Source organism: Streptosporangium jomthongense (assembly GCF_042650425.1).
Lineage (GTDB): Bacteria > Actinomycetota > Actinomycetes > Streptosporangiales > Streptosporangiaceae > Streptosporangium.
Genome location: NZ_JBHSBC010000004.1, coordinates 96,279 through 117,387 on the forward strand (window position 1 = coordinate 96,279; position 21,109 = coordinate 117,387).

General features: G+C 70.0%; 25 protein-coding genes. 10 read left to right on the forward strand and 15 right to left on the reverse strand.

Going from position 1 to position 21,109, the window contains the following annotated elements:
- The coding region (locus ACFOYY_RS06580) for an NYN domain-containing protein (protein ID WP_449343609.1) at positions 1-563 on the reverse strand (563 nt) is incomplete at its 3' end.
- A 267-nt stretch (positions 564-830) separates the two neighbouring features.
- On the opposite strand from ACFOYY_RS06580, the gene pyrE reads away from it, so the two are divergent.
- The gene (pyrE, locus tag ACFOYY_RS06585) at positions 831-1,367 is read left to right on the forward strand and encodes an orotate phosphoribosyltransferase (RefSeq protein ID WP_362777740.1); all 537 of its coding nucleotides are present in this window, start codon (positions 831-833) and stop codon (positions 1,365-1,367) included.
- Here the strand turns inward: pyrE and ACFOYY_RS06590 are convergent, their stop codons facing one another.
- Positions 1,368-1,775 carry a hypothetical protein gene (locus tag ACFOYY_RS06590; RefSeq protein ID WP_352011099.1) on the reverse strand — a complete coding sequence of 136 codons (408 nt, stop codon included), beginning with the start codon at positions 1,773-1,775 and terminating at the stop codon, positions 1,368-1,370. It abuts the gene before it with no gap.
- An 88-nt stretch (positions 1,776-1,863) separates the two neighbouring features.
- Positions 1,864-2,583 carry a DedA family protein gene (locus ACFOYY_RS06595; protein ID WP_352011100.1) on the reverse strand — a complete coding sequence of 240 codons (720 nt, stop codon included), beginning with the start codon at positions 2,581-2,583 and terminating at the stop codon, positions 1,864-1,866.
- A 167-nt stretch (positions 2,584-2,750) separates the two neighbouring features.
- Between ACFOYY_RS06595 and fbaA the strand changes: the two genes are divergently transcribed.
- Positions 2,751-3,773, forward strand: coding sequence for a class II fructose-bisphosphate aldolase (gene fbaA / locus ACFOYY_RS06600; RefSeq protein WP_352011101.1), 1,023 nt, complete (start codon positions 2,751-2,753; stop codon positions 3,771-3,773).
- A gap of 240 nt (positions 3,774-4,013) precedes the next feature.
- Here the strand turns inward: fbaA and ACFOYY_RS06605 are convergent, their stop codons facing one another.
- From ACFOYY_RS06605 to ACFOYY_RS06620, 4 genes are read right to left on the reverse strand one after another with little or no spacing between them, the layout of a single operon-like run.
- Positions 4,014-4,664 (reverse strand): NAD(P)-dependent oxidoreductase, encoded by a 651-nt coding sequence (locus ACFOYY_RS06605; RefSeq protein WP_386188629.1) that lies wholly within the window; start codon positions 4,662-4,664, stop codon positions 4,014-4,016.
- Positions 4,661-5,482 (reverse strand): SGNH/GDSL hydrolase family protein, encoded by an 822-nt coding sequence (locus ACFOYY_RS06610; protein WP_352011103.1) that lies wholly within the window; start codon positions 5,480-5,482, stop codon positions 4,661-4,663. Before ACFOYY_RS06610 ends, ACFOYY_RS06605 begins: the two co-directional genes overlap by 4 nt.
- A complete protein-coding gene (locus ACFOYY_RS06615; protein WP_386188631.1) occupies positions 5,479-6,189 on the reverse strand; it encodes a hypothetical protein in 711 nt (236 codons plus the stop codon). Before ACFOYY_RS06615 ends, ACFOYY_RS06610 begins: the two co-directional genes overlap by 4 nt.
- Entirely contained in the window at positions 6,186-6,941 is a 756-nt protein-coding gene (locus tag ACFOYY_RS06620) for an SDR family NAD(P)-dependent oxidoreductase (RefSeq protein WP_352011105.1), read from the reverse strand. Before ACFOYY_RS06620 ends, ACFOYY_RS06615 begins: the two co-directional genes overlap by 4 nt.
- A 68-nt stretch (positions 6,942-7,009) precedes the next feature.
- Between ACFOYY_RS06620 and ACFOYY_RS06625 the strand changes: the two genes are divergently transcribed.
- The 3 genes from ACFOYY_RS06625 (at position 7,010) to ACFOYY_RS06635 (ending at position 9,385) form a co-directional block, all read left to right on the forward strand.
- A complete protein-coding gene (locus ACFOYY_RS06625; RefSeq protein ID WP_362777731.1) occupies positions 7,010-7,498 on the forward strand; it encodes a MarR family winged helix-turn-helix transcriptional regulator in 489 nt (162 codons plus the stop codon).
- Between the two features lie 73 nt (positions 7,499-7,571).
- Positions 7,572-7,988 (forward strand): DUF3151 domain-containing protein, encoded by a 417-nt coding sequence (locus ACFOYY_RS06630; protein WP_352011107.1) that lies wholly within the window; start codon positions 7,572-7,574, stop codon positions 7,986-7,988.
- Positions 7,989-8,101: 113 nt separating this feature from the next.
- Complete coding sequence (locus ACFOYY_RS06635) at positions 8,102-9,385, forward strand: adenylosuccinate synthase (protein ID WP_352011108.1); 1,284 nt, start codon at positions 8,102-8,104, stop codon at positions 9,383-9,385.
- Positions 9,386-9,479: 94 nt separating this feature from the next.
- Here the strand turns inward: ACFOYY_RS06635 and ACFOYY_RS06640 are convergent, their stop codons facing one another.
- Positions 9,480-9,878, reverse strand: coding sequence for a nuclear transport factor 2 family protein (locus ACFOYY_RS06640; protein WP_352011109.1), 399 nt, complete (start codon positions 9,876-9,878; stop codon positions 9,480-9,482).
- A gap of 62 nt (positions 9,879-9,940) precedes the next feature.
- Between ACFOYY_RS06640 and ACFOYY_RS06645 the strand changes: the two genes are divergently transcribed.
- Positions 9,941-10,438, forward strand: coding sequence for a winged helix-turn-helix transcriptional regulator (locus ACFOYY_RS06645; RefSeq protein ID WP_386188634.1), 498 nt, complete (start codon positions 9,941-9,943; stop codon positions 10,436-10,438).
- Between the two features lie 5 nt (positions 10,439-10,443).
- Here ACFOYY_RS06645 and ACFOYY_RS06650 read toward each other — a convergent pair whose 3' ends face one another.
- Positions 10,444-11,028 carry an HD domain-containing protein gene (locus ACFOYY_RS06650; protein ID WP_386188636.1) on the reverse strand — a complete coding sequence of 195 codons (585 nt, stop codon included), beginning with the start codon at positions 11,026-11,028 and terminating at the stop codon, positions 10,444-10,446.
- A 121-nt stretch (positions 11,029-11,149) separates the two neighbouring features.
- On the opposite strand from ACFOYY_RS06650, the gene ACFOYY_RS06655 reads away from it, so the two are divergent.
- Positions 11,150-12,130, forward strand: a complete 981-nt coding sequence (locus ACFOYY_RS06655) for a GlxA family transcriptional regulator (protein ID WP_386188638.1) — start codon at positions 11,150-11,152, stop codon at positions 12,128-12,130.
- Positions 12,131-12,203: 73 nt separating this feature from the next.
- A complete protein-coding gene (locus tag ACFOYY_RS06660; RefSeq protein ID WP_386188640.1) occupies positions 12,204-12,677 on the forward strand; it encodes a hypothetical protein in 474 nt (157 codons plus the stop codon).
- Positions 12,678-12,841: 164 nt separating this feature from the next.
- Here ACFOYY_RS06660 and ACFOYY_RS06665 read toward each other — a convergent pair whose 3' ends face one another.
- Positions 12,842-13,765, reverse strand: a complete 924-nt coding sequence (locus ACFOYY_RS06665) for an alpha/beta fold hydrolase (RefSeq protein WP_386188642.1) — start codon at positions 13,763-13,765, stop codon at positions 12,842-12,844.
- A 55-nt stretch (positions 13,766-13,820) separates the two neighbouring features.
- Between ACFOYY_RS06665 and ACFOYY_RS06670 the strand changes: the two genes are divergently transcribed.
- Positions 13,821-14,396, forward strand: a complete 576-nt coding sequence (locus ACFOYY_RS06670; RefSeq protein WP_352011116.1) for a TetR/AcrR family transcriptional regulator — start codon at positions 13,821-13,823, stop codon at positions 14,394-14,396.
- Positions 14,397-14,436: 40 nt separating this feature from the next.
- Here ACFOYY_RS06670 and ACFOYY_RS06675 read toward each other — a convergent pair whose 3' ends face one another.
- Complete coding sequence (locus tag ACFOYY_RS06675; RefSeq protein ID WP_386188644.1) at positions 14,437-16,119, reverse strand: hypothetical protein; 1,683 nt, start codon at positions 16,117-16,119, stop codon at positions 14,437-14,439.
- 310 nt (positions 16,120-16,429) lie between these two features.
- Here ACFOYY_RS06675 and ACFOYY_RS06680 point away from each other — a divergent pair, with 310 nt between their 5' ends.
- Positions 16,430-17,821, forward strand: a complete 1,392-nt coding sequence (locus ACFOYY_RS06680) for a hypothetical protein (protein ID WP_386188646.1) — start codon at positions 16,430-16,432, stop codon at positions 17,819-17,821.
- Between the two features lie 57 nt (positions 17,822-17,878).
- Here ACFOYY_RS06680 and ACFOYY_RS06685 read toward each other — a convergent pair whose 3' ends face one another.
- The 4 genes from ACFOYY_RS06685 to ACFOYY_RS06700 all read right to left on the reverse strand — a co-directional run bounded on the left by ACFOYY_RS06685 (position 17,879) and on the right by ACFOYY_RS06700 (position 21,088).
- The gene (locus ACFOYY_RS06685; protein WP_386188648.1) at positions 17,879-18,994 is read right to left on the reverse strand and encodes a hypothetical protein; all 1,116 of its coding nucleotides are present in this window, start codon (positions 18,992-18,994) and stop codon (positions 17,879-17,881) included.
- Positions 18,991-19,509: a SigE family RNA polymerase sigma factor gene (locus ACFOYY_RS06690; RefSeq protein ID WP_352011120.1), complete on the reverse strand. Its 519-nt coding sequence runs from the start codon at positions 19,507-19,509 to the stop codon at positions 18,991-18,993. The genes ACFOYY_RS06685 and ACFOYY_RS06690 overlap by 4 nt, the downstream gene beginning before the upstream one ends.
- Positions 19,510-19,624: 115 nt before the next feature.
- The gene (locus ACFOYY_RS06695; protein WP_352011121.1) at positions 19,625-20,101 is read right to left on the reverse strand and encodes a lamin tail domain-containing protein; all 477 of its coding nucleotides are present in this window, start codon (positions 20,099-20,101) and stop codon (positions 19,625-19,627) included.
- Between the two features lie 81 nt (positions 20,102-20,182).
- On the reverse strand, positions 20,183-21,088 hold the full coding sequence (locus tag ACFOYY_RS06700; RefSeq protein ID WP_386188650.1) for a sigma-70 family RNA polymerase sigma factor: 906 nt from the start codon (positions 21,086-21,088) through the stop codon (positions 20,183-20,185).
- Between the last annotated feature and the right edge of the window lie 21 nt (positions 21,089-21,109).

The following is a 21,109-nucleotide window of genomic DNA, read 5'->3' on the forward strand; positions in this document are numbered from 1 at the left end:
GGGGTGACCGTGACGCCGACCGAGACGCTCGACGTCACGGTGACGTACGGCCTCAGATGGGAGGCGCTGATCTCGATCAGGTCGTCGCACTCCTGGCGGAGCGAGCGCGAGACGGCCCAGCTGCCGTCCGCGGTGATGTGCACGACGGTGACCCGGACCCCGAAGTCCTGGGCGTCGCACACGACCTGGGCCAGGTCCTCGTCGCCGCTGACCACGACCGCGTCGCAGACCGCGCCGTTGCGTGCCAGGGTCATCAGGTCGCGGTGGACCTGGGCGTCCACACCCTCGCGGCGGCCGGGACGGATGCGGGACAGACGAAGCTTGAGCCCGGGAAGGTCGGCCAGCGCGTCATGCTCGGGAGTGCGACGGCCCTCGACGGTGGCCTCGTACCAGTAGCAGCGCAGCAGCGGCAGACCGGTGCGTTCCCTGGAGAGTTCGTTGAGCAGGGAGAGCAGTCCCCGGTAGTCCCACGAGACCTCCTCCCGATGACGGGTACTGTGCACCGCCATAGCGCCGTCGGCCAGCAGATATCCAGCGTCCACGAAAAGCGCGCAGCGATCCACGCGAAACCGCCCTTTCTTGCGTGGCCCGGCCCTTCCGGCTCACAAACGCCTGAAAGAACCCCTTGAGAGACCAGAACAGGCGGCCCTTTCTCAGGGTAATCAAGCCGCTGATCGTCCGAGGGTGAATCCCGACGATTCGACCCGCGCATGACCATACGCCGGAGGGTTTACGCAGACCGTACCAGTTTGTCCCGTTCTTGAGGCCCCCGCGGCACGTGGATTCGCCCGCCGCACAAGGCTCTCGGCGGCCACCCTAACCTTGTTGCCATGAGCGATCGCGAGAACCTGCTGACCGAGATCAAGGACAAGGGCGTCGTGCACGGAAAGGTCGTGCTGTCCTCCGGCAAGGAGGCCGACTTCTACGTGGACATGCGCAGGGTGACCCTCGACGGGCACGCGGCGCCGCTGGTCGGCCGGGTCATGCTGGACCTCACGGAGGACCTCGACTACGAGGCCGTCGGCGGGCTGACGCTGGGCGCCGACCCGGTGGCCACGGCCATGCTGCACGCCGCGGCGGCGCGGGGCCGCAGGCTCGACGCCTTCGTCGTCCGCAAGGCGCAGAAGGCGCACGGCATGCAGCGCAGGATCGAGGGGCCGGACGTGGCCGGGCGGCGGGTGCTGGCCGTCGAGGACACCTCGACGACCGGTGGTTCCCCGCTGACGGCGGTCGAGGCGCTGCGCGAGGCGGGCGCCGAGGTCGTCGCGGTCGCCACGATCGTGGACCGTGGCGCGGCCTCGGCGATCGCCGCCGCCGGCCTGCCGTACCTGACCGCCTACACCCTCGGGGACCTCGGCCTGGCCTGATCAGTCACGGGAGACGGTGAACTCCTGGCGCTTCCCCGGACTGCCCGGGGGGCGCTCCTCCCCGTTCACCAGCACCTTGACCGAGGCGGAGTCGGCCAGCACCACTTCGAGCTTCCGCTCGAAGGAACGGACCTGCTCGCCGTCGTCCATCTCCCGGTTGATCAGCACGTCGCCCCCGGCCTCCTTCAGGAAGACCGTGGGGCAACGTTCCCGCACACACCGCACCACGACCGTGGGCACCCGCCGCGGCGAGGCGGCGGAGGGCTCAGGGGACGGCGGAGTGACGGTCGGCGTCGGCTTCGGGGCCGCGACGGAGAGCGCTCCCGACAGGGACCTGACGCCGATCACGACCAAGGCGACGAGCGCCAGCACCGCCAGAGCCGCGAGGCCGAGGCGCGCTATACCCATCGGATCAGACCTGTGGCGTCCCACAGTGTGGAGAGTAGCGGCAGGCAGCGGACCTGGGAGGGGCTTCGGCCGGACTGAGGAAGAACGGTCAGAGACCGGGCTCACCAGGGGTGCCGGTCGGCGCGCCCCGGTGGTGCCTGCCCTGCGGAGTCTGTACGGCCTTGCCCTCCTTGCGGCTCTTCAGGACCTCCCGAATGATCGGGATGACGGACAGCAGGATGATCACAAGGGCGCCCGGCAGGATGTACCTGTCGACGTTGGGCACCGCGGAGCCGACCAGGCGGCCGAAGATCAACAGGCTGTCGGTCCACAGCACGGCGCCGACGCAGTTCCACAGGAAGAACCGCTTGGCGTCCATGCCGAGCGTGCCCGCGACGGGGTTCAGGAACGTCCGCACGATCGGGATGAACCTGGCGATGACCACCGCCCTGGCCGGGCCGAACCGCTGGAAGTAGTATTCGGCCTTCTCCACGTACTCCCGCTTGAAGAGCCGGGAGTCGGGCCGGTCGAACATCTTGCGGCCGTATCTGGCGCCGAGGTGGTGGCCGAGCTGGGCCCCCACGATCGCGCAGAGGGGAGCCAGGACGAGCAGCACCGGGAACGAGAGCGGTTCCAGGCCGGGTATGGCCTTGGCCGCCTCGGCCGTGCTGAACACCCCCGCCGCGACGAGCAGCGAGTCACCTGGCAGGAAGAAGCCGAGCAGCAGCCCGGTCTCGGCGAAGATGATGCCGAGCACGCCGATGGTGGCGAACGGGCCGAGAAGGCCGAGCCACCACTTCGGGTCGAGGATGTTATGCAGGAGGTCCATCGGCGTGAAGCCTACCCGGGCAAAGCCCCCGGATCGAGAGATCTTCGCGGGCACAAGTGTTGCCCGGACTGTCCGGCTGGGAAGGAACCCGGAATACTGGCTGAGGGCCTGGCCCCGGCCGGACCCCGCGCCAGCAGTTCACCGCCGTCTCTAGGGAGATGACACCGATGCCCATCGCGACTCCAGAGGTCTACGCCGAGATGCTCAACCGGGCCAAGGCCGGTGAGTTCGCCTACCCGGCGATCAACGTGACCTCGTCCCAGACCCTCAACGCCGCGCTCAGAGGGTTCGCCGAGGCGGAGAGCGACGGCATCATCCAGGTTTCGACCGGTGGCGCCGAATTCCTCTCCGGAACCACCGTCAAGGACATGGTGACCGGCGCGACCGCGCTGGCGGAGTACGCCAGGGTCGTCGCGGCCAAGTACCCCGTGACGGTCGCCCTGCACACCGACCACTGCCCCAAGGACAAGCTCCCCGGCTTCGTGCGGCCGCTGCTGGACATCTCCCTCGAACGCGTCGCCCGCGGCCAGGACCCGTTGTTCCAGTCGCACATGTGGGACGGCTCCGCCGTACCGCTTGAGGAGAACCTGGACATCGCGCAGGAGCTGCTGGACAAGACCGCCCGCGCGAAGATCGTCCTTGAGGTGGAGATCGGCGTCGTCGGCGGCGAGGAGGACGGCGTCGTCGGAGAGATCAACGAGAAGCTCTACACCACGGCCGAGGACGCCCTGGCCACCGCCGACGCCCTCGGTCTGGGCGAGCGGGGCCGCTACATGCTGGCGGCGACCTTCGGCAACGTGCACGGCGTCTACAAGCCGGGCCACGTCAAGCTCCGTCCCGGCGTGCTGAAGGAGATCCAGGAGGCCGTCGGCACGAAGTACGGCAAGGAGAAGCCCTTCGACCTGGTCTTCCACGGCGGTTCCGGTTCGCTGCTCGAAGAGATCCACGAGGCGATCTCGTACGGCGTGATCAAGATGAACATCGACACCGACACGCAGTACGCCTTCACCCGCCCGATCGCCGACCACATGTTCAAGAACTACGACGGCGTGCTCAAGGTGGACGGCGACGTCGGCAACAAGAAGGCCTACGACCCCCGTTCGTACGGCAAGGCGGCCGAGACCTCCATGGCGGACCGTATCGCCGAGGCCTGCCGGCACCTGAAGTCCGCGGGCACCAGGCTCACCTGAGCCTGAGCCTGAGCCTGAGCCTGAGTCCTTCGAGCCCGGGTCCGCGTTCGGACCCGGGCTCCTCTCGTCCGGAGACCCCGGCGGCCCGCCCCGTCCGGAGGCCCTGACCGGCCGCTTCGTTCGGAGGCTCCGGCGGGTCACCTCGTCCGGAGATCCCGGCGGCCCGCCCCGTTCGGGGTTGACGGCGGGCCGCCGGGAAACCGTTTCCGGCCCACCCCCGTCGAGGGGCCGGACACCGGGTCACGAACCGACCTCGACCGTCCTTCCCCAGGTCTCCCGGTCCTCGACGTGCCCGATCATGTAGTCGGCCAGGTCCGCCCTGGAGACGCTGCGCAGTCCCTCCAGGTGGCCGTCGATCGCGGCGCGGGGGTGCCCGGTCGCCGGTTTGTCGGTGAGCATGGGCGGGCGGATGATCGTCCAGTCCACGGAGCCCGCCTTGACGAGGCGTTCCATGGCGGCCATGTCGGCGTAGCCGTACCGGTAGAGGCGCTGGATGACAAGCCTGGTGACCAGGCGCTGGGCCAAGGGGGTTCCCGGTGGGATCTCCAGGCCCGCGGACGACAGGCACAGCAGCCGTCGTACCCCGGTGCCGAGCATGGCGTCGATGATGTTGGACGTGCCCCGCGAGTAGACGGTCGTGGGGTGTTTGCGGTCCCTGCTGCCCAGGCAGGACAGGACCGCGTCGTGGCCGCCGACGTCCTGCCGCCACGTCCCGGGTTCCAGGACGTCGCCCCGGACCACGGTCAGCCGGGGGTCCCCACCCACGGCACCGCCCGCGCCGAGCCGCGCCGGGTCCCGCACGACGGCGGTGACGTCGTGACCGGCGTCGAGGGCCCGGACCACGACCTGCAGGCCGGTGCCGCCCGTCGCGCCGAAGACGATCAGCTTCACGTGAGGTCCGCGAGGGTCTCGACCACGGCGACGGCCAGGGCCCGCTGGCCCGCGAGGGACAGGTGCACCCCGTCGTCGAGGTGGGCGTGGGCGCCCTCCTTCGCGACGGCGGGGCCGCCGCCGACCACGGGCTCCGGCTGGGCGGCCAGGAAGGCGCCCACGGGGTCGAGGTCGCGGTCGCTCCAGGAGAAGCCGCCCTGCAGGAACGGCTGGTAGGCCGCGACCCGCGCGTCGTCGATCGGGCTCGGCGCGACCCACACCCAGCGGGCTCCGGTGCGCGCGGTGACGATGTCGCGCAGCGCTCCCAGGTTGCGGCCGGTCTCGGCGGGGCTGACCAGGATCGGCCCCTCGGGACCGCCGAAGCGCCGCACGTCGTTGGCACCCAGCATGCACAGCACCCAGTCGGGCCGCTGGAAGGCAACCGCGGGCGAGCCGGCCAGGGCCTGGGTGCTCGTCTGCCCGGAGACGGCCGTGTTCACCAGGACGATCCCGTCGCCGGGACGCCGCAGGGCGAGGAGGTGGCGCAGGATCTCGAACCAGGACAGCAGGTCGTCGGTCGTGCTCTCACCGACGGCCACGACGCGCAGGCCGGGTTCGAAGGGCAGCCTGTCCACCTTCGCGGCGAACGCCGGGTCGTCGAGCAGTTCCTCCGCCGTCCGGCGCACCTGGTCCTCGTGGTCGCGGCGTATCCGCAGGTAGGCGTCCTCGTCGAGACCGAAGAGCGCGGCGACGCGGGTGTCGTCGAGCCCGCCGAGATAGCCGAGGACCTTCTCCGGGTGCTGGAACCTGATGAGCTTTTCGAGTATCGCGGTGTTCACGGGGTCTCCTTCGTGACGGTCGGGCGGCCGTTGCCGCGGGTCCGGGTGCGGGGCAACAGGAATCCGGCGGCCACCAGCCAGGCCATGCCGCCGAAACGGGCCACAGGCAGCAGCACGGCCAGCCCGGTCAGCGGGATGACGAGGGTGGTCAGCTCGGCCACCACGGCGATCACCAGGCCGGCCAGCGCGAACGGGCGCGGCAGCAGCCCGGCCAGCCAGCCCGGTACGGCGACGCCCGCGATGAGCAGTCCCAGGAAGACGACGTGCCCGACGCCGCCGGCGGCGAAGGCCAGGAAGTGCAGCGCGCGGACCACACCGGGCTCCGCGATCACCTCGGGGCGCGAGAGCGTCCAGCTGAACAGCGCGGACATGGTCAGCATGACCGAGGCGAGCGCGCCGCCCGTCAGGGCGATGACGGCGCCGGGCGCGCGGACGCCGAGGTTGTGCAGCCGGGCCGAGGCGGTCGCGGCGTAGACGGCCAGCGGGACCGAGGCGGCGAACTGCAGGAACCCGGTCACCGCGACGGCGTTGCCGTTCTCCCTGAAGTAGTCGACGACCCCGTCCCCGAAGGGCGAGGGGAAGGTCGCGCCACCCGCCATGATCGTGCTGACGATGATCCCGGCCAGGAACAGCACGGTGAACACGACGCCGAGGACGCCCAGCGGAGGGCCGCCTTGGCCGTTGCGCCGTACGGTCGTCTCGCTCACACGATCACCCGGCCGCCGGTCAGGTCGAGGGTGACCCCGGTCACCCAGGACGAGGCGTCCGAGACGAGGTACAGGACGGCCTGGGCGACGTCCTCGGGACGCCCGATGCGGCCCAGGGGGTAGGAGGCGGCCAGCCCGTCGAGTTGCTCGTCGGACATGAACCGCCGCATGCGTTCGTTGAGCACGGCCGAGGGGGCCACGCAGTTGACGCGGACGCCGTGCCCGCCGACCTCGTTGGCCAGGTGTTTGGTGAACATCACCACCCCGGCCTTCGCGGCGGCGTAGGCGGCGTTCGCCCCGCCGGGGTGGCGTCCCGCCGTCGAGGACATGGTGACGATCGCGCCCCGGCCCCGCTCGACCATGGCGGGCAGGAACGCGGAGACCGTCAGGTAGACCGAGGTCAGGTCGGACTCGATGACCGCGCGCCAGCGGGCGGCCCCGAGATCGGCCGTGGGGGCGGGCGCCCCGGAGCCGCCCGCGAAGGCGGCGAGGATCTCGACCCGCCCGAGCTCGCGTTCGATCCGCTCGCGCATGGCCGACACCTGGTCCTCGTCGGTGACGTCCGCGGGTACGGCAAGCGCCGTACCTCCCCGTGCGGTGATGTCGGCGACGACCTCGTCGATCGCCGCCCGGTCGCGGCCGTTCACCGCGACCTTCGCGCCGCTGGCCGCCAGGACACGGGAGGTCTCGGCACCGATCCCCCGTGAGCCGCCGGTCACCAGCGCGACCCTGCCCGTCATGTCGTGGGACACGCTCTTCTCCGTTCTCTTTACTGAACTATTCATAGCAGAGAACTATTCACTACAGCTACCATCGCTCCATGACCACAGAGGAGCACGACAGCGGGACGGCGCCATGGTCGAAGCCCAGGGGCACCGCGTTCCTGCTCTCGCAGGTGGGCGCGCACGCGGCGGCGCGCTTCGCCGAGCGGGTCGGCGCCCTGGGCGTCGCCCCCTCGGACGTCGGTCTGCTGCGCATGATCGCCATGCGTCCCGGACGCAGCCAGCAGTCCCTGGCCGGGGAGCTCGGGGTCGTGCCCAGCCGGGTCGTCACGCTGGTCGACGGCCTGGAGCGCAAGGGGCTCGTCGAACGGCGGCGCAACCCCCAGGACCGCCGCAACTACGCCCTGTACCTCACCGAGGAGGGCTCACGCGTGATGGCCGGGATGCGCGAGGTGGGCACCGCGCACGAGAACGACATCTGCGCCGCCCTCGACGAGGCCCAGCGTGAGCAGCTCGCCGCCCTCCTGGAGGCCGTCGCCGTACAGCAGGGCCTCACCCCCGGAGTCCATCCGGGCTACCGCCGCTGAGTCCGCAGAAGTAAGGCACGTCTCAGGCGGCCGATCTTGGCCTGACCCCGTCCCAACGGGTAGGACTGTCCCTATGGAATCCGAGAACCTTCTCGCCGGTCCGCCGCCCACCAGGCTGCCCGACCTGCCCGAGGCCAGGCAGGCGCTGGAGTCCGGCGCCCAGGCCTCAGACGTCGCCGCGCGCTTCCCCGCCTACCCCGCCGCCTGGGGCGCCCTCGCCGACGAGGCGTTCGCCGCCGGACACGCGGTGACCTCCTACGCCTTCGCCAGGACCGGCTATCACCGCGGTCTCGACCAGCTCCGCAGGGCGGGCTGGAAGGGCCACGGTCCCATCCCCTGGGAACACGAGCCCAACCGCGGTTTCCTGCGCTGCCTGCACGCTCTGGGCCGCGCGGCCCAGGCCATAGGCGAGAAGGACGAGGCGGAACGTTGCCAGCAGTTCCTGAGGGATTCGAGCGCCACCGCCGCCGAGGAACTGAACGGACGCTGACCCGCCAGGAAACGGACAATCCCCATTTCCCACCAGGTCAGGTATTCTCACCTCGCAAGAGCCCCTGTCGCGATTGCGTCAGGGGCTTTGGTTTTTGCGGTTGGAGACTAACGATGCCGGCTGTCGTTCTCGTGGGTGCCCAGTGGGGCGATGAGGGCAAGGGCAAGGCGACCGATCTGCTCGGTGACCAGGTCGACTACGTCGTCAGATACCAGGGTGGCAACAACGCGGGACACACGGTCGTCATCGGCGACCAGAAGTACGCGCTGCATCTGCTGCCGACGGGAGTGCTCTCCCCCAACGTCATCCCGGTGATCGGCAACGGTGTCGTCATCGACCCGGGTGTGCTGCTGAGTGAGATCGACGGCCTCCAGGCCCGTGGCGTCTCCTCGGAGCGTCTGCTCATCTCCGCGAACGCGCACTTGATCATGCCGCACCACAAGGCCCTCGACAAGGTCTCCGAGCGCTACCTCGGCAAGGCCAAGATCGGCACGACCGGCCGCGGCATCGGTCCCGCGTACGGCGACAAGATCTACCGCATGGGCATCCGGGTCCAGGACCTGCTCGACCCGGGCATCCTGCAGAAGAAGATCGAGATCGCCCTGGGTGAGAAGAACCAGATCCTCACCAAGATCTACAACCGTAGGTCCATCGACGCGAACAAGGTCCTCGACGAGTACCTCGGCTACGCCGAGCGTCTCAAGCCGCACATCGCCGACACCTCCCTGATCCTGAACAGGGCCCTCGACGAGAACAAGGTCGTGCTGCTCGAAGGCGGTCAGGGCAACCTGCTCGACATCGACCACGGCACCTACCCCTTCGTCACCTCCTCCTCCCCGACCAGCGGCGGCGCCTGCTCGGGTTCCGGCATCCCGCCGACCCGTCTGACCCGCGTGATCGGCATCCTCAAGGCCTACACGACCCGTGTCGGCTCCGGCCCGTTCCCGACCGAGCTCGACGACGAGATGGGCGACTGGCTGCGCACGACCGGCGGCGAGTACGGCGTGACCACCGGCCGCAACCGCCGTTGTGGCTGGTTCGACGCCGTCATCGCCCGCTACGCCAGCCGGATCAACGGCGTCACCGACTTCTTCCTCACCAAGCTGGACGTCCTGTCCGGCCTTGAGCGCATCCCGGTGTGCGTCGCCTACGAGGTGGACGGGGTCCGCTACGACGAGATCCCGATGACCCAGACCGACTTCCACCACGCCAAGCCGATCTACGAGGAGTTCCCCGGCTGGCAGGAGGACATCTCCGGCGCCAAGTCCTTCGAGGACCTGCCCGCCAACGCCCAGGCGTACGTCAAGACCCTGGAGAGCATGAGCGGTGCCCGCATCTCGGCCATCGGTGTCGGCCCCGGCCGTACCGAGACCCTGCAGGTCCACTCGCTGATCTGATCCCGTACGGCCCGCGGACGCGGGGACGGTGCCCGGCGCCGTCCCCGCGTCGCGTTTCCCTCTCCCTGCCTTCCCGTGCCCCCGCGCCGGGAATTCAGGCCTCGGAACCGCGCAGGGCCGCGTCGAGTTTGAGGGTGTCCTCGACGACGACGTCGTCGACCATGCGGCCCCAGCGGAGGGTGACCCACTGCATGGCGAGGTTGCGGTACGGCGTCCCGTCCCGCAGGGTGCCGACGACCTGCAGGCACACCGCGACCTTGGTGTTCCACGGCCAGCCGTTGGCCACGACGTCGACGAGCCTCAGCCGGACCCCGGGCAGACGCTCCTCGAAACGGGCGAACCACGCCCGGAACGCGTCGCGGCCCCGCACGTCCGCGCCCAGCGCCGTGTCCCCGACGAACCGGAAGCGCACATCGGGAGCGGCCATCGCGACCGCCGCCTCGTAGTCGCCCGCGCCCACCTTGCGCCAGGTTCTCCTGACAACGGACCGCACAATAGCGTGATACATGAAGCGCAAGGTATCCTGCTGACTTGCTTTAAGCAAGGGACTCAAATATGACCAGAACGGACTTCACCGGCATCGCATGTTCGATCGCCCGTTCCGCGGCGATCGTGGGTGACCCCTGGGCGCTGTTGATCATGCGTGACGTGACGCTCGGCCTGCACAGGTTCGACGACCTCCAGCGCGACCTGGGCGCCGCGACCAACGTGCTGAGCCAGCGCCTCGAACGGCTGGTGGAGGGCGGCCTGCTCCGGCGTGAGCGCTACGCCGAACGGCCCGACCGGTACGGCTACCACCTGACGGACAAGGGCCGGGACCTGGTGCCCGTCCTGCTCGCGCTGACCGCGTGGGGCGACCGCTGGGAGGCCGACGACGCGGGGCCGCCGCTGATCGTCCGGCACCACACCTGTGGCGACGACACCCGGGCCACCGTGACCTGCCGGTCGTGCGGCGACGAACTGACCGCCGACCAGGTCGGCTACCACCCCGGCCCCGGCGGCCGCACGGACCGCGGCACCGCCCTGATCGGCACCGTGCTCGAAAGCCCCTGAGGCGGCTACTCCTCCAGCCTGTCGATCGGATTGGCGCCCATCAGGTCGGTCGCCCCGAGGGCCCGCTCCAGTTCGGCGAAGGAACCCTCCGGGTGCCGTCGGATCTCGCCGAGGAAGCGGTCGCGCATGTGCGAGGCGAAGCCGAGGCGCGGATAGGCCCTCAGAACGCCGGAGAGATCATCCCTCCTGACGTGCTCGTAGCCGAGCCCGCCGACGTCCAGGGCGGCCCCCGCCTGGATCACGCGGTACTCGGGCACCTCCTCGGCGTGGATGTTGGCGTGCCGCAGGATCGCCTCCTCGACCAGGTGGATCCGGTCCGGATCCCAGCCACGCCCTTCGAGGAAGCGGCACGCGTGGTCGGCCCCGACGCGCGCGAACTCCGCCTCGCCGCGGTAGTCCTCGGCCAGGCCGAGGTCGTGGAGCATGGCCGCGACGAAGGCCGCCTCCTCGTCGATCCCGGGTTCGGCGACCAGGTACCGGCCGAAGAGGTAGGTGCGGTAGCTGTGGTTGAGCAGATCCACGGGCTCGGCCTCGGCGGCGAGGGCGGCCGCCGCCTGGGCGATGGGCGAGTCGGGAATCGAGGGAATCATCGGGTGCTCCGTACGTCACCGGTGGATGGACGATCACCATCGTCGATCGGCGAAACCGATGTCCGCAAGGACATGCACATGTCATATCCGGCCATCGCATCCGTACGGCAGAGTGGGCACCGTGACTTCGCATCTCGTCGTGATCACCGTGTACGACGGTGTCGAACTGCTCGACGTCGCCGGACCGCTTGAGGTGTTCTCCACCGCCGACCGCCTTCTCGGCGAGGGCGCACCCGGCTACGAGATCGTGGTCGCCGGACCGGAGGCGGGCCTCGTCCGCTGCGCGGGAGGCGCCTCGATCGCCGCCGACGTCTCCTGGACGGAGCTGCGCCGCGAGATCGGGACGTTGATCGTGCCCGGTGGCCTGGTGCTGGACACGACCGGCCCCAGGGTCCTGCGGGCCGAACCGCTCGTCGAGTGGCTCACCACCCTCGCCGACCACGACGTACGGAGGATCACATCGGTCTGCGTCGGGGCCCACATCCTCGCGGCGGCCGGGCTGCTCGACGGACGGCGGGCGACGACGCACTGGGCGGCGGCGGAACGGCTCGCCGCCGACCACCCCGAGGTGACCGTCGCCCCCGACTCGATCTTCGTGCAGGACGGGCGCATCTGGACGTCGGCCGGGGTGACCGCGGGCATGGACCTCGCCCTCGCCCTGGTCGCCGAGGACCACGACGCCGAACTGGCCCGCCGGGTCGCCCGGTGGCTCGTCATGTACATGCGACGGCCCGGCGGGCAGAGCCAGTTCAGCGAACTCCTCGCGCACCCCTCGGCATCGGACGCCGGGATCGCTCGCCTGCAGGCGTGGATACCGGACCACCTCACCGAGGACCTCTCCAACGAGGCGCTCGCGCGCCGGGCCGGTCTCAGCGTCCGCCACTTCTCACGGCTCTTCCGCCGCCAGGTCGGGGTCACACCCGCCGACTACGTCGAGACGATCCGGGTGGAGGCCGCGGCGCGGCACCTGCTCCACACCGGCAGCGGTCTGCGGACCATCGCGAACACGGTCGGCCTCGGCTCCGTCGAGACACTCCACCGGGTCTTCAGACAACGCTTCGGCGTCACCCCGACGGACTACCGCGAGCGTTTCACCACCTGAGCATTTCGCCGGATGACATTCTTTTAAATCACGGAGACCAGGCTATTCTGACGGGCGCCGGGATCGGAGCATCGTGCGAACGAAGCCGGGACGTGCGGTTCTCGCGCTGACCATCCTGTTCCTCCTGGTCAACGGCAGAAGCTGTGCCGCGTGCGACGTTTCGCAGGGGCCACCGGTCACCATGCCGAAGGACGACGCCGCTGCGGACGTGGTGGTCCGCGCCTATCTCGCCGCCGTCGCGGCGCGTGACCCCGACGTGGCCCGCGCCTTGTCGACGCCGTCCTATCACCGGCGTTTCCACGGCTGGCTGAACGACCCGATCAACACGTGGGCCGACGTGAAGGTCTCCAAAGTCGGCAGACCGATTTCCGACACCTATGGACCCGGCGGTTATCGGCAGGTTCAAAGAGTCCACGTCGATGTCGAGATCCGCCGGTGCAGCGAAGAGCCTCCTGACGACGACCGCCATTACCCCTACAGCTTCCTGGTCGGCAGGCAGGCGGACGACGCCCCCTGGAGAATCCTCGAATTCGGAGGGGCCGGCTGACCACCGGGCAGCGGGGCGGACGGTTCCTCGATGGGGAGGCGAGGGCGTCGGCCGCACCGGCGTCGCCACGGTCGCGGTCACCGTGGTTGTGGGTCGTCCTTTCGGGATGATTCTCCGGAGTTCGACGGCCGCCGGAGCCGCTTCTCACTTGACGGACGTCATGTTCACGGGCGGCGCTCGACCTCGGCCAGGAAGGCGTTGACGGTGGTCTCGACGCGTTCGGGGAACTCGCCGTTGACGGCGTGCGACGCCTCCGGCCAGAGTTCGACGGTGCCGTGCCGCAGGAGGCGGCGTGCCCGTGCCACGGCCTTCTCCGGATTGTGGATGATGCTCCGGCCGCCGATCACCACCAGGGTGGGCAGGTCGATCCCGGCGATCTGCTCGTCGGTGGGGTAGTCGGGCCGGGGAAGGGCGGCGGTGAAGTCACGCATGCCGGAGGCGATCAGCTCGGCGACGGGCTCGTCCTCCGAGGCGTCGGCGCCACCGGAGATCCAGCTCAGCAGGCGTCGCCGTACCGCGCCGGGCATGGGGAGCACCGACCCCAGGGAGACGACGACGACCTTCCAGGTGATGCCGCCGAAGGTGACGGCCGGTTCGAGCAGGACGAGCGAGCGGATCCCGGCCGGTCGGCGGACGACGAGGTTGAGCGCGGACCAGCCGCCGATCGACAGCCCCAGCACGTGGAGCTCCGGCTCCGGCAGGGCGTCGACCAGTGAGGTGAGCCAGGCCGCCTGGTCCTCGGAGGAGGTCAGCGGCCGGGTCTGCACGGACAGGCCCGGCTCTCCCATGAGGTCCACCGCGTACACCGGGCGGTTCCTCGCCAGGCCCGCCAGGTTGGCCTCCCACATGGGCGCGGCCGCCGCACGACCGGGCAGCAGCAACAGCGGCACCCCGTCGGCGGGCCCGAACCGGTAGGCGCGGACGGTGCCGAAGCCGGTCGGCACGTCCAGCGTCGCGCTCGGCGCGGGCAGGGTCGCCAGCGCGCGGTCGTAGGCCTGCCGATATCTGGCGTAGGCGGCGGCGTCGTGGAAGTGACCGAGCCTGTCCGCCCTGAATGCCGCTCCGACGTTCGGCGCGATGGTGTCCATGGCAACCCCCTCGTTTACGATACGATCGTACTGTAAACGCTCCACGGAGGTGATGATGCCGAAGCGCGTGGACCACGACGCGCGGCGTGAGGAGATCGCCAGGGCGGCGCTTCGGCTGTGCGTGCGCGAGGGCCCGGAGGCGGTGACCGTCGGGCGCGTCGCGGTGGAGGCCTCGATCTCCAAGGGCCTGGTCCAGCACTACTTCCCCGCCAAGGAAGAGCTGTTGCGGCTGGCCGCGACCATGCGGCGGCACGACATCGAGAGCGCCTTCGCGGCAGCCGTACGGCCGGGTGATCCGCCGCGTACGGCGCTGCGTCAGGTCCTCCTGGCACTTGTGGACCTCGGCGCCGAACAGATCCTGACGGGCCACGCCTTCCTCGCCTCGACCGCCGCGAACCCCCAGCTCCACCGGCTCTACCGGGAGGGGCTGTCCGCCGCGACGGCCGCCGTCACGCGGCTCGTCGCCGAGGCCTACGGTCCGGCCGTCGCCGCCGAGGCGGAGGCGCGCATCCTGCTCGGCGCGGCGGGCGCGCTCGCCGACGCGCTCATGCTGGGTGAGACCGACCGCGACACGGCCGTCGCGACCCTCGACCTGCAGCTGAACCGCCTCGCCGCCGATCCGGCCTCATGACCATCGGTACGGGCCCTCCGGCGCCGGAGGGCCCGTGCCCTTACTGCATCGGCACCTTGACCATGGTGGGGGTGCAGGGGATGTACAGCAGTTGCTGACAGGTGGCGGTCGTTCCGCCGCTGTTCGGCACCCCGGTCGGGAAGGGGTTCAGGAGGCTGGGGTCCGGGACGGGGTCGCCCGGCCGGACCGTCTTGACCGGCTCAAGGACGACGACGGTGCCGTGGTCGGTGCCGGTCGGGGTACCGGGGTTCGGGTTACCGGGGTTGCCCGGGTTGCTCGGGTTGCCTCCGCCGGGGAAGAGCCAGGAGGAGGGCGGGGTGCCGATGACGACGCCCGTCGGAGCCCAGGGGGAACCGCCCCTGCCTCCGCCACCGCCACCACCGCCGCCGGTGGAACCGCCGTCGCCCGGGGTCCAGTCCGGCGGCTCCCACACCGTCGACGACTGGCACGGGCGGGCCGGAGCGTCCGGTGCCGGCGCGCCCGCCTCGGGCACCGCCTTGACACCCACCTCGGCCGCGATCATCAGCGCGTAGTAGTTCGCCAGTACGGCGGCGCCGGCCCTGGTGGGGTGCGCGGTCTGCTGGACCCTGTTGAAGGTCGTGGGCCCCGCCTGGATGGCCAGGTTGCGGACGTACGGGCTGCGGCTGCCCAGTTCGTGTCCGGCGAAGGCGTTCTGGATGTCGAGCAGGTCGGCCTGGACACCGTGGGAGACCAGGACCTGCATCGCCTTCCTCATCGAGGCGGTCAACTGGCCCGCCAGCGGCTCCAGCTGGTCGAGGTTGGTGTTGTGCCAGTTCAGGAGCCTGCCCATCACCCCGGTCGGCAGCTGCCCCGCCTTCACGCTCTGGGGGTAGTTGACGAGCATGACCCTCGTCTTCGACCCCCCGGAGGCGTGCATCGCGCGTACCAGCTGGACATAGCGGGCCGAGAGCGTCGAGGGAGTGGTGAGCGGGCGCTGCAGCGGAGGAGTGGGGGGAGCCGAGTCCGCCCATTCGGTCTCGTCCGCGCGTGAGGTGTCCAGCAGGGGCAGGTTGTTTCTGATGATCGCGCTCTGCGCGGCGCCCCCCTTCAGCATGTCCTGGACCCGCGGCCCGAACTGGACGTCGTTGCCGCCGAATCCGGCGATGACCAGGTCCGTTTCCCGGGTGATGCCCTCCTGCTGCGGCGGGTTGTCGCGGTTCTCGTTGTCCAGCTGCCGGACGAAGTAGTGCTGCGACGACGCGCCGGAGGAGGCGTTGAACCGTACGTCGAAGTGGACGTCGGGATTGGCCCGCCGCAACTGGTCGATCGCCACCATGACGGCGGCGTTGGGCGACCTGTGCCGCCAGTCGGTCTGGTAGTCCTCGGCGGAGTATCCGGGGGCGGGAACCGGCCCGTTGGGCCCGGGAATCATCGGCGGAGGGACGACGCCCTTCTTGTTGTAGTAGTCACTCGTTCCCTCACCGGACATGTAGGAGTCACCGGTGATGACGATTCTGACGACGCGTTGCCCCGGTAACGGGACCGGCTGGGTTCCGAAGGCGTTGAAGGCCGGTCCGCCGGGTCCGCTTCCCGGTTCGCAGAGGTCGGTGTTCCCGTACTCGGCGATGATCTGCCCCAACGTGAAAGGCGGGTCCTTCTCGGTCCCCGCCGGATCGAGGGGCGGTTTCGTGGGGGAGATCTGCGCGGACGCCGCGCCCGTCGCGGCCCACGTCATACCGGCGACCAACATGGCGACCGTCATGACCTGCAATTTAGGTGTTTTGCGTCGCATGCGGCGATTTTCGCAGTGGATCACAATAGCGACAATTAGACTAAAGTAGATATATTTCCTATTAGACCGGGATATTTCACCAAAGGCACGCAAGAGCTTCCGCAACGTCGGCTCGCGATGGCCGGCGGCTTCCTGTTCCTGTCGGCCTTCGCCTCACCGCCCTCAGCGCGACGCGGCCGGGGGATTCGCCCGGGCGGTAAACGCATTTTCTGTGGTGGGTGTCATATCTGACATACGCGACATCCGTCGCGAGGGAAAACGCGGATGTGGAAGGGAATTCATGCTGCCGTTAAGCGGTGTGACCCAGCAGGAACCGTTCACCCACCCCCAGCTCCCCCAGCCTCCGCTCCGTGCGACGCTGCACCGGTTGGTACGGCGCGCCTACGACAGGGTCCGGCCGGCCGACCTGGGCGCGTTGCGGGTCGCGCTCGGCAGTACCGGCGTGGACAACTACGCCAGGACCGCCGCCCCGTTGAACTACGCGAACGCGGCGGCCAACGACACCCTGGAAAAGCTGATCGCGGTCCTCGCCGACAAGACCCCGTACGTCGCGCAGGCCGGAAACCGGAAGAACCAGCCTCCGGGCGACGCCGGTCAGGCGGTGCTGAAGGCCATGGTGGACGAGGCGACCACCGCCTTCACCCAGATCGCGGCGGGCAACGCCGACGCGCACATCGCCGCCGTCTTCAACCTGCCGGACGGCACCAGGCTGCCGAAGATCAAGCAGAGGTTCACCGACGCCGCGAACGGGCTGAGGCGCCTCTACGACAACCGGATGATCCTGCTGGACAGCCGTGGTGACCTGGCCATCCAGGGTGCCGGGGCCGTGTCGTCTCCCGAGTCGCTGACCGTCCCCATGGCGTTCGCGGACGCCCGCACCGACGGCCGGGTCCGCACCCTGCTGCACGAGTCCTTCCACATCGCCGGCAAGGACATCGTGGACCACATCTACTTCGGCGCGGCGGGCTTCGCCACGGTCGACTGGCCTGCCATGAAGACCAACGCCGACCACTACGCCGAGGTGGCCAGGCGCCACACGAACCTCGTCCTGCCCGCGCCCGCGCCGCTCGCCGTACTCGCCCCGGCCGCCGGTCCGGCCCTGACGGTTCCGCAGGAGACCAGGGTGCGCCAGGCTCTGACGGAGGCCCAGGAGCGTCTCACCAAGGGCTGGGCGCGGTCGCTGTGGGTGTGGCAGAACATGGTGTTCGTCCAGAAGTACCAGAACTCCTACATCTGGCTGGATGAGGCGCCGACCGAGTTGCTGTACCGGCAGCTCATGCTGGAGTCGCAGCAGATCTCGATGACCCTGCACCACGGGCCCGGCGGCCGCTCCACCACCCCGGTCGACACCTCACCGGTCCTTCCCCTGATCACCGCCTACGACCTCGCGGTGATGGAGGAGGTCCTGGCCGACCTGCACCGGCTGGTCGGCTGGGGTCAGGCGCAGCAGACCGTGCACGTCCTGGCGGCCGGGACGCCCCTACCCGCGGGGAACGCGGCCTACCTGTGGGCCGCGGACGTGACGAATGCGGCGACGCCGGTGTCCAACCTCGCCGACCAGCTCGTCGCCCAGGCCACCCAGTCTCTGGCCGACCCCTGGCTGCCGACCGCCGCCGCCCTCAAGACCCTCGTGGACGGCATGCGCGCCCGTCACGGCCAACTCTCCAGCTGAACGCCGGAAGGGCGTCGGAGCCCCCTTGTCCGACGCCCTTCCCACACGCTCGGTGGATCACTCGCTCGCGATCCCCGGCAGGGTCAGGTACGGCGCGTTCTGATGGTCGGCCAGCCGGCGGGCCTTCCCGGTGCCGATGTCGACCCCGTAGACATAGGTGCGCTTCGAGTCCCGCACGACGACCGTGAGTTCCGACCCGCTCAGCCAGGGACCGGTGGCCATGACGGGTTCCCCCTCCGGGAGGCCGTTGATGGGCACCTCGCGCACCCTGCGCCCGGTGCCGACGTCGAGCAGGGTGAACGTGCGCAGCTCCTGGACCCACTTCTTGGCGTCGCGTCTTTCGAAGGCGGCGACCGTACGGCCGTCGGGAGAGATCTCGCTGAAGCCCGTGAACGTGCCGTCGAAGTGCACCGTCCTGCCTCCGCCGGTGACGGGCATCAGCCGCAGGTCGGTCCTGAGGTACCGGACGAGCTCGGCGACGCCGCCGCGCACGCTGACCGCCTCGTACTGGCCGGGCACCCGCACCGTCGTGCCGGTGCGCACGTCGATCAGCAGTCCCGGCTTCCTGGTCCCCTCACGCGGGTCGAACACCACATGACGGCCGTCGTCGGAGAGCACGAGCATGGAGCCCGCGCCGATCTGCGACTCCTTCACCGTGACGGGGGACGTCGTCTCGGAACCGCCCACGAGGTCGCGCACCACGTGCGCCCGGGCCTTCCTGCTGTAGTAGGCGAGCATGCGCCCGTCCCGACTGATCGAGACGGGCACGCGGTGGTTCTGGGCCGTCATGGCGAGCGCCTGCGGCAGCCGGTAGGTCGTGCCCGCGCGGGTGACCACCCGCCACTCCGCGGAGGAGCAGTCGAGGGCCTTCCGCTTGTCCACCTTGCAGGGCGTCTCGTACGCGTATTCGAGCGGTCCCACGTTCCCCCCGGGCAGGTCGGCGATCGCGCCCGCCCGCAGTGACGTGGCCACCTCCGGGGACCGGGACCGCGTCACGGTCGCCATCACCGTGCCCGTGGCCACGACCGTGACGACCGTGGCGACGGCGGCCAGCACGGCGGTCGTGTGCCGTCTGCGCCGGTTCCCCGTCAGGATCCGGTCGACCATGCCGGACAGGTCCGCCGAGGGCGCCTCCTCGGCGAGGTCGTTCAGGGCTCTGCGCAGCCTCGTCATACCGCCACCTCCTGCAGTAAGGAAAGGGAACTCCGGTCGGACAACTCGGGCGCGAGCCTGCGCAGGCGGGCCAGCGCGCGGTGGGTCTGGCTCTTGACGTTGCCGACCGAACAGCCCAGCGCCTCGGCCGTCTGCGTCTCGGTGAGGTCCTCCCAGAAACGCAGCACGAGTACGGCGCGCTGCTTACGCGTCAGCTTGGTCATCGCCTGACGCAGCATGATCCGGTCGATCGTCGCCTCGTCGTGGGAGGCGCCCCGCTCGGGTGGAGAGGCGCTCGGCCACTCCCGCTGTAACCGCCGCCGCCACGAGATGTACTGGTTCATCAGCGCCTTGCGCGTGTACGCCTCGGGGTTGCCGTCGACGGACAGCTTGGGCCACTGTTTGGCGACCTTGATCAGCACGCTCTGCAGCAGGTCCTCGGCGAGGTGCGCGTCACCCGTGAGCAGGTACGCGGTCCTCGTCAGCGCCTGCTGCCGGGCGAGCACGAACTCGCGGAAGCCGTCGTGACGATCCAATGTGATCTCCTCTCGCCGGTTCCCAACGCGGCCAAACCAGCGAAAGGTTGCAGGACATCTCAAATGGAAGGAGCCCGCCCCTTCCGGCGCGGGCTCCTCGGCGGTTCACCGGGTCCTAGACGCAGTTGACGTACTCGACCCGGGACGAGTTGTAGGAGCAGGAGTCGACCAGCTTCCCCCTGGGGTCACGCAGGTAGCCGGTGTCCCTGGTCTGGTTCCAGATGTAGGCGAGCGTGCCCCCGCTCCTGCCCCAATACCGGGTGGTCGCGGTGTTCCTCCCCTTACCGGTCCGCAGGGTCACCGTCTTGCCCGCGCCGAGGGTGAAGGCGCCGAACGTGTAGACGTGGTCGGAGCGACGCGTCTCGTCGCGGATGGTCCAGCCCTTGAGGCTGACCGCTCGCCGGGTCGTGTTCTTGACCTGGATGTACTCGCCGTTCAGGCTGCTGTTCGCCCCAAAATCGGGTGACCCAGGCGAGTTGTACCAGATACGGGTGATCTGGAGGGACGGAGTCGCGGCGGCCTGAACGGGCAGGGCGGGGACGAGCGTGGCGGCGGCCAGTGCCACCGCGCAGGCCAGGGGGAGAGAACGCACCAATCCTCCGGAAGTGCAGTAAAAGGTAACTCTGCTAGTGATCCTCGCACTTCACACGTCTTTTGAGCAGGTCCCGACGGCTCACGCCGGGTCGGGCAGGTTCATCCGCGCGAGCTTGGCCGGGTCGGTGAGGGCCGTGATGGCGGCGATCCTGCCCTCGGTGACGGTGAACGCCAGGACGGAGAGTGGGGTGCCGTCCTGATGCCAGGAGACGAAGCCGGGCAGGCCGTTGACGAGCACCGCCCGGCCGAGGGCGCCCGCGCCAGAGGACAGCCGCGCGCCCGCCGCGACCCTGGTCGCGCCGAGGACGACGATCTCTCCGGTGGGGGTGTCGACGGTCAGCCTCACCTCGGGGTCGAGCAGGCGCAGCAGTTCCTCGAAGTCGCCACGGCGGGCGGCCGCCAGGAAGGCCTGGACCACCTCGCGCCGCTCCCGACCGGCACCCGCCGGACGCTCGGTCGCCCGCACCTTCCTGCGGGCCCGGCTGGCGAGCATCTTGGCGGCGTCGGTCGACCTGCCGAGGATCTTGCCGATCTCGTCGAACGGCACCGCGAACAGGTCGTGCAGCACGAAGGCCAGCCGCTCACTCGGCCGGAGCGATTCGAGGACGACGATAAGCGCGAGCCCGACCGAGTCGGCGAGCACCGCGTCCTCCTCGGGAGCGGGACCGTCATCGGGGGTCACCACGAACTCGGGCAGCCGGTCGTCCAGGAGCACCTCGGTGCGGGCCCGGCGCGTCCGCAGGACGTCGAGGCTGATCCTGGCGACCACCGTGGTCAGCCACCCGGCGAGGTTGGCGATGCCGGCGGTGTCACCAGCGACCGCCGCGTCCTGGCGGGACAGCCGCAGCCACGCCTCCTGGACCACGTCCTCGGCGTCAGCGTGTGATCCGAGCATGCGATGGGCGACCGCGCGCAGCCGGTCGCGCTGCGACTCGAACGCCTCGGCCATCGGATCGGCGGGCCTGGCCTGGCCGGTGTCGGGCATGTTGTTACCTTCCGCAGAACC

What these genes read in the sequence shown, in the direction of transcription:
- ACFOYY_RS06590 (WP_352011099.1), bottom strand. Translation starts at nt 1,775, where the DNA reads ATGGGTATAGCGCGCCTCGGCCTCGCGGCTCTGGCGGTGCTGGCGCTC.
- ACFOYY_RS06625 (WP_362777731.1), top strand. Translation starts at nt 7,010, where the DNA reads ATGACCACAGAGGAGCACGACAGCGGGACGGCGCCATGGTCGAAGCCC.
- ACFOYY_RS06630 (WP_352011107.1), top strand. Translation starts at nt 7,572, where the DNA reads ATGGAATCCGAGAACCTTCTCGCCGGTCCGCCGCCCACCAGGCTGCCC.
- ACFOYY_RS06675 (WP_386188644.1), bottom strand. Translation starts at nt 16,119, where the DNA reads ATGACGGTCGCCATGTTGGTCGCCGGTATGACGTGGGCCGCGACGGGC.
- ACFOYY_RS06645 (WP_386188634.1), top strand. Translation starts at nt 9,941, where the DNA reads ATGACCAGAACGGACTTCACCGGCATCGCATGTTCGATCGCCCGTTCC.
- ACFOYY_RS06670 (WP_352011116.1), top strand. Translation starts at nt 13,821, where the DNA reads ATGCCGAAGCGCGTGGACCACGACGCGCGGCGTGAGGAGATCGCCAGG.
- ACFOYY_RS06595 (WP_352011100.1), bottom strand. Translation starts at nt 2,583, where the DNA reads ATGGACCTCCTGCATAACATCCTCGACCCGAAGTGGTGGCTCGGCCTT.
- ACFOYY_RS06665 (WP_386188642.1), bottom strand. Translation starts at nt 13,765, where the DNA reads ATGGACACCATCGCGCCGAACGTCGGAGCGGCATTCAGGGCGGACAGG.
- fbaA (WP_352011101.1), top strand. Translation starts at nt 2,751, where the DNA reads ATGCCCATCGCGACTCCAGAGGTCTACGCCGAGATGCTCAACCGGGCC.
- ACFOYY_RS06635 (WP_352011108.1), top strand. Translation starts at nt 8,102, where the DNA reads ATGCCGGCTGTCGTTCTCGTGGGTGCCCAGTGGGGCGATGAGGGCAAG.
- pyrE (WP_362777740.1), top strand. Translation starts at nt 831, where the DNA reads ATGAGCGATCGCGAGAACCTGCTGACCGAGATCAAGGACAAGGGCGTC.
- ACFOYY_RS06685 (WP_386188648.1), bottom strand. Translation starts at nt 18,994, where the DNA reads ATGACGAGGCTGCGCAGAGCCCTGAACGACCTCGCCGAGGAGGCGCCC.
- ACFOYY_RS06650 (WP_386188636.1), bottom strand. Translation starts at nt 11,028, where the DNA reads ATGATTCCCTCGATTCCCGACTCGCCCATCGCCCAGGCGGCGGCCGCC.
- ACFOYY_RS06680 (WP_386188646.1), top strand. Translation starts at nt 16,430, where the DNA reads ATGCTGCCGTTAAGCGGTGTGACCCAGCAGGAACCGTTCACCCACCCC.
- ACFOYY_RS06700 (WP_386188650.1), bottom strand. Translation starts at nt 21,088, where the DNA reads ATGCCCGACACCGGCCAGGCCAGGCCCGCCGATCCGATGGCCGAGGCG.